The 5,991-nt window shown below is 34.3% G+C and carries 8 protein-coding genes; 6 read left to right on the top strand and 2 right to left on the bottom strand.

The annotated features are described in order from the left end of the window. Window positions 1-389 precede the first annotated feature (389 nt). The 6 genes from F9279_RS24435 (at window position 390) to F9279_RS24415 (ending at window position 5,195) form a co-directional block, all read left to right on the top strand. The gene (locus F9279_RS24435) at window positions 390-701 is read left to right on the top strand and encodes an ABC transporter permease (protein WP_152116709.1); all 312 of its coding nucleotides are present in this window, start codon (window positions 390-392) and stop codon (window positions 699-701) included. 435 nt (window positions 702-1,136) lie between these two features. Next, a complete protein-coding gene (locus F9279_RS24430; protein WP_152116708.1) occupies window positions 1,137-2,036 on the top strand; it encodes a cupredoxin domain-containing protein in 900 nt (299 codons plus the stop codon). A gap of 35 nt (window positions 2,037-2,071) precedes the next feature. Continuing rightward, window positions 2,072-2,215, top strand: coding sequence for a hypothetical protein (locus tag F9279_RS25460; protein WP_193224711.1), 144 nt, complete (start codon window positions 2,072-2,074; stop codon window positions 2,213-2,215). A gap of 566 nt (window positions 2,216-2,781) precedes the next feature. Then, a complete protein-coding gene (locus F9279_RS24425) occupies window positions 2,782-3,597 on the top strand; it encodes an abortive infection family protein (protein WP_152116707.1) in 816 nt (271 codons plus the stop codon). A gap of 21 nt (window positions 3,598-3,618) precedes the next feature. Beyond that, complete coding sequence (locus tag F9279_RS24420; RefSeq protein WP_152116706.1) at window positions 3,619-4,449, top strand: HNH endonuclease; 831 nt, start codon at window positions 3,619-3,621, stop codon at window positions 4,447-4,449. 14 nt (window positions 4,450-4,463) lie between these two features. Next, entirely contained in the window at window positions 4,464-5,195 is a 732-nt protein-coding gene (locus tag F9279_RS24415) for a hypothetical protein (protein ID WP_152116705.1), read from the top strand. Window positions 5,196-5,294: 99 nt separating this feature from the next. On the opposite strand, the gene F9279_RS25455 is transcribed toward F9279_RS24415, so the two are convergent. Next, on the bottom strand, window positions 5,295-5,582 hold the full coding sequence (locus F9279_RS25455) for a hypothetical protein (protein WP_193224710.1): 288 nt from the start codon (window positions 5,580-5,582) through the stop codon (window positions 5,295-5,297). 262 nt (window positions 5,583-5,844) lie between these two features. Further along, window positions 5,845-5,991, bottom strand: a 147-nt coding sequence (locus F9279_RS24410; RefSeq protein WP_152116704.1) for an IS3 family transposase, incomplete at its 5' end; no start/stop codon positions are given.

Below are 5,991 nucleotides of genomic sequence, written 5' to 3'. Positions count from 1 at the left end.
AAAATAAACTGTGCACAGGGAAAATAAAAGTTCAATATAACACGTTGGTAAGCCGTATGCCTTAATAGGGCACGTGCGGTTTGATGAGGGGGTGGCCATGTGAATGGTCACCCTACTCTATTCTTCAATGATTGCTAAGTGTACATAATGTGTCTACTGTACATTAATTGATATTTTGATAAAGTATTAACACCTATTTTTCCACTACATAATCCGAAGAGCCTTTTAAATTAATTACCCATTAGTCTAAGTACAACCCTTAATTTGTTTATCAACTAAAAAACTCCCTAAAAAGAATATTTACCAGTTGTAAATTAAATACATAATTTGGATATTTATATATAAATTTATGCTAATATTTATGTGATACTTAAATTAAGAGGTGCTATATGAGCGGAGACGGACTTATTTGGTTAATCTTATTATCAGTGCTTTTGATTTCAAACGTTGCAGCAATAAAATTGTACAAGAAAAACAAATTACCTTTATGGTTAGGTGGTGTAGGTATATCAATACTTGGACCGGTTATTGGGTTTTTATCAGGTTCTATTTTTGTAAAGATGGCTCATAACGCAGGTGATACGGGAGAAGGTGCGGCACTGGGAGCTGCTTTTATAGGCTTAGTTATTTTAGGTAACGGTATTATTGTTTTCCTAATTGGTATTATATTAGCAATCGTTAAATTTACTAGAAGCAGCTAATACCCTTTTAACAAAAGCATCCACTTAGCCATCAAAGGAAAAAACTAACCTTTAAAGGAACGGTTTAGCTTTATGGTATTTCAGGAGTATGCTTATACACCTCATTGCATGAAGCATACTCTATAAGAGAGCCTAGTCAGACAGCTTCACATTGACCGCATTTACTGCGGTTTTTTTATGAAAATAATATAGTCGGGTGGATATAAATATAGATTGACGCTGTGAAGCATCTGCAATAAGCATTCTTTAATTAAAAACCTAAACAGCTAGTGGGGTTTCGGGCCATTCTTGGATTTTCCTTATTAAACAACCAGCTTCTTGTTAATCAAAAAAATCAACACATTCAACAGATCCTATAATGTGGAAAATATATACCCTAAGAATTTTTATGTATTCTAAACATAAGATGTAAAAACTTGTTTAGGGGGATTGTACTTGTCACAAATTATGGCATTTATTTTGTTGATATCCTGTGTATTATTACTGATAACATTGGTAGTTGTATTATTTTCGAGAATGAAAATAAGTTTGATGGCAGGTATGATGGTGTCAATGGCGACAGGTATGTTATCGGGCTTACTCGGAGGTACTATAATTGGGTATTACCTGTCAGGAAATTTATTTGTATCAACTGTGACCAGTGTATTAGTGGGAATGATCATAGGTGCTGCAGTAGGGTTGCCTCTAGGCCTGCTTCCTTTATTAGACGGGTTATTAGCAGGTTTCATGGGAGGAATGATGGGCGCAATGTTGGGAGACATGATCCCCTCTCATCAAAGTGAGCAACTTGTGAAAATTTTATTTATTATTTATTCTGGGGTCCATTTTATTATTCTCTATTTATTGGTTTCATCAATTAATAATAATCAAGATAAACTAGTTATTAAGCTGTTTAAAAATCCACTAATTGCAGGTGGATTGCTAATAGGTTTTGCTGTGATAATGGCCCAGTCAAATAATCAAAGTAATTCACCTGCGAAAGAAAACCATCATGCTAATCATCAACAGCTAAGTCAATTAACCCAACATACAAAAACAACTAACCAAATTGAGATAACAGCCACAGATTTTAGGTATTCGCCGGGTAAAATCATAATGAAAAAAGGTGAGGATTATACAATAATATTCAAAAATAAGGGGGCAACAGAGCATGATATAAATATTGTTAGTGAGAATGAAAAGGATAGTAGTCTAGGTGACTTTCATTTACATGCAAATGCAGGTACAGAGACAAAGGCTAGAGTTATGGCTAAAGCAAAGGGGAAATTTTATTTTTATTGTACCATTCCCGGTCATAAGGAAGCTGGAATGATTGGAAATTTAGAGGTTATGTAGAAGAACGGCCTTATCAGTAAAAAGGAGGTCTTGGCTTGGCAGAACATGGTGATGGTGTATCAGAAGAGTTTAAGAAGAAAGTAGAAGAGCTTTGTGATAGTCTTGCACCGAAAAATAAAGAAAACAACGCGTTATGGCAGCTAGTAAGTGAAATATGCAAGGATGATGTAAAGGATTAACCCTGTTTCTTTTTGAACTATAGGGTCTTATGTTTGAACCAGAAGGAAGAAAAACTGAATTATTACTTCGCAGTACAACGATACAGTTCAATAGAAAAGAATATTTCACAATTGGCCTGTGATTAAAGTGTTTGACTCCCGATACAGTAAAGTATTACTGCACTGGGGGTCAGGCACTTTTCTCTTAGCAAGTGAAACATTTATTTCTAAAGCTAAAAATAATTCTTTAAAAGACAACGTTCTAATTCAAAATGACGCTTCATTCATTGAAGGAACCGTTGACGAATGGTTCATTTACTTGAGTTCTCCATTCTTTAATAACAACCAAAAGAAGAACACTTAAAGAAAATAATAGTGAAAGACCGTCCACAAGGTATTGGAAAAGAAGTCAACAAACCCAATCTAAAAGTGTTGGCTCAAGCATTAATGGATTTATATTATGAAAAATGACACTAGAACTTTCCACACAACTTGGAGAGCTTTTTTATCGTAAAATAGTAGCCTAATTTGTCCCTTTTTGTAATAATTGGAATTAATGACATTGGTAGAGATTGGAGTAATGATAATTGTTAAGCAAACGGACAATCCACACTTTTTACGACTTATTAACAGGCTATGGAACACTTGCAACCATTCAAAAGCTCTTTGAATGTGAATACATTTTTGAAGCTGAAAATCATGTCTCCACTTTAAGTGGGCAAAGACGTTCACTTGCTGACTCTTACGTTTCTTCACTTGATTTAAAAAATCCTAGTGACTTGCGAAAATTGTTCAATGTAATAGAAATGTTTTATCTCGAAAATGAAGAAAACGAGTATTTTCAAAATGATACTACTCGGAAGCAATTTTTTAAATTGTTGGAACGTGACGGCTATGCTTTTGTAAATGGAAAGGTTCAATATGAAAACACAACATATATTCCAAAAGAGCTTGAAAGCTTCACTGGGGAGTATAATATCGAACACGTTGAAAATGATTGGAAGAGAGCGTTAAGTCAAGCAAAGACTGATCCAGAAGACGCAATCACTGCAACCAGAGCAATGGTTGAAAGTACGTTGAAATGGATACTTGACGACATTGAAGAAGAATATAAAGAAACGGACAATTTAAGTCAATTATACAAGAAGGTTGCTCAATTGCTAAACTTGTCTCCAGACCAACATGGAGCGGAAATTTTCAAACAAATACTAGGTTCAATAAATGGAGTTGTAACAGGACTTGGAGCTTTGAGAAATGCTTATGGAGACTCACACGCTAAAGGAAAAGTGTATTACAAACCAAGCGAACGACACGCAAAATTTGCCATCAATTTAAGTGGAACACTTTGTATTTATCTTATAGAAACCTACATGATTAGCAGAAAGACTCCTTTAACTAAGTGAGCAAAATAAGGTGGAGAATTTATGGCAGCAAAAGACGAACATTTAGCTCTCAGTTCTGGAATTGGACTAGCAGGATTGGCTGTTTCAAATTTTTGGGATTATAGTTCAGAAGCATTTTCTTGTTTCAAAGACGAAATTTTTGAGAGCATTGTTAAACCAAATAAATTGACGGCAGTTCATCACTATTTGTTTTTCTTTCAAGACATTGAAGATGAATTGGACAAAATTTATAAAAACGTTGACGATTTACAATGGATTTATAATTTTATGATAAGAACTCTTGAAGGAGTAAATTTGCAACCGAACATACCAACTCCAGACTTTGCTGGTTGTAGCGACGAATATCATAAAGAATGTAATTGTAGAGAAATCGTTGAGCAGCTAATGGAATATATAAATGAACACCAAGACAAAATTGATGAACTAATCGTTCACGCAGCGTTTCAATTCATTTTTCAAGATAGAAAGTTCTTGCATGATTTTCATTTGGAGCTTTCTGCATTTATACAAGAACACATGGAAGAAATCGAGGAACAATTTCCAGAGTATGTTACTAATAAGAAACGGATAAAACGAGTTTACTTCCCAAAATGGTTGACCGACGCTGTTTTTTATCGAGACAAAGGAACTTGTTCAAATCCAGAATGTCGTTGTGACCTTTCTAACTTGATCAGAACACAAAACACAAAGCATATTGACCATATTGTTCCTTTGGACTTGTATGGCAGCAACGACGCTTCAAACTTTCAATTGTTGTGTGAACCGTGTAATACTTCAAAAGGAGCAAGGTCAACTGCAAGTAGTTCAGTAAATGCACCATATTGGAATATAGAAAAACAAAGTAAAGTGTAAGGAGTGGAGAACGTATGAGCGAACAACTTCAATTAAATGTGTGGTTACCTAAACATAAAAGAGAGCAATACATTTTCATTTATAAAAAATTACAAGAAAAGTTTGCTACTGCAATGGAAACCCTTTTCAATGATATTGAAGGTTCTGCAAACAAATACAAAGAGAAAATGGTTGAAGAATATGGGACAGCTTACAATTATGAAGTAGTTGATCCTAGCGACATATTTGAAAATATCGAAATGGAAACTTACGAATTTTATAAATCTGAAAAACTCATGGAATATAATTTCCACTTGTCGTTGTTGGCTACAATATACCAGATTTTGGAACAGCAATTGAGAGGTTTTATCTATTCGGAGCTAAACCATAGAATGAGTCCGATAAGAACAAAAGATGGATTTTCAAAGTTTGGTTTTAATATGGGTCAAATAAAAGAAGCATACGAATTTTTAAATTACGATTTGACAAAGACTTCCCAATGGGAAACTGTTGAACTATTAGCTGATCTTGTAAATACATACAAGCATGGTGACGGACGTTCTGCTACTAGGTTGTATAATAAGAACCCAGACTTGTTCTTAAAAGGTTACTTCGGTGACGAGAGACTCATGGACGTGGAACTAACAACCAATGCTGAGATTGTTTTCGATATTGAGAAAGTTGGTTTTGATAAATACACCAACGCCATTATTGAGTTTTGGGAGGACTTTCCTGAACACTTAAATCCAGTTGTCGAAGTTGATTAAATGTAAGACTAAAATTTAAATTTTTTTTGATTAAAGTGCCTGAGACCCGATACAGTCAAGTATTACCGCACTGGGGGGCAGGTACTTTTTCTAAATTAATTAGCTTCTTAGTGGGTTAAAAGTTCTGACAGGGACAATCGGTTCTTGTGCTAAAGGGGGTTTATGTGAACAAGGGTTGGCATTTATAGCTGTATCTTTTGTTGCACAGTACAAAGACTGTTCAATAGAAGAGGTTATTCGGCAATCGGGGCGCTTTTCTTCAATATCAAAAATTAATAATAAGCCGGAAATATGCAATTTTTCATTCACTTTATGCATATTTTTGGCTTTTTTATATTCAAAAAACATACTGCCATAAACAGCATTTTTTAATTGCCAAATACACACCTAATGGGTTAAGGTTTGCAAAAGGTGAAATTACCTACAAGGAATATAAACAGTCACAAACAAAAGAGACTATACAAGGTCTTGGTTTATTCTTTATCATAGTTAGTGCCTTTTTTCTTATAAGTTGGACATTGGTTTGGTACTTATACTAAATTGGGCCTTTAGGAAGTCCGACTTTGGAATTGAACACGTCCTAAATGAAAAAAAGAAAAACACGTCATCTAAACTGGCACCCATGTCAAGGACACAATAAAAAAAGAGACTAAGCAACTAGAAGGTGATTCCTATATTGAATAGGGGTCATCTTTTTTAAATTCCATTGATATCGATAATTGTTATAGTAAACCATGTAATGATTTATTTTTGCCTTTAATTCTTTTATGGTTTTACAAGATTTATAGTCTACCTC

This window comes from Bacillus sp. B1-b2 (genome assembly GCF_009183415.1).
In the GTDB taxonomy this organism is placed as follows: domain Bacteria; phylum Bacillota; class Bacilli; order Bacillales; family Cytobacillaceae; genus Niallia.
Note: the sequence above shows the minus strand (reverse complement) of the source record. Positions and strands in the feature narration are given on the sequence as shown.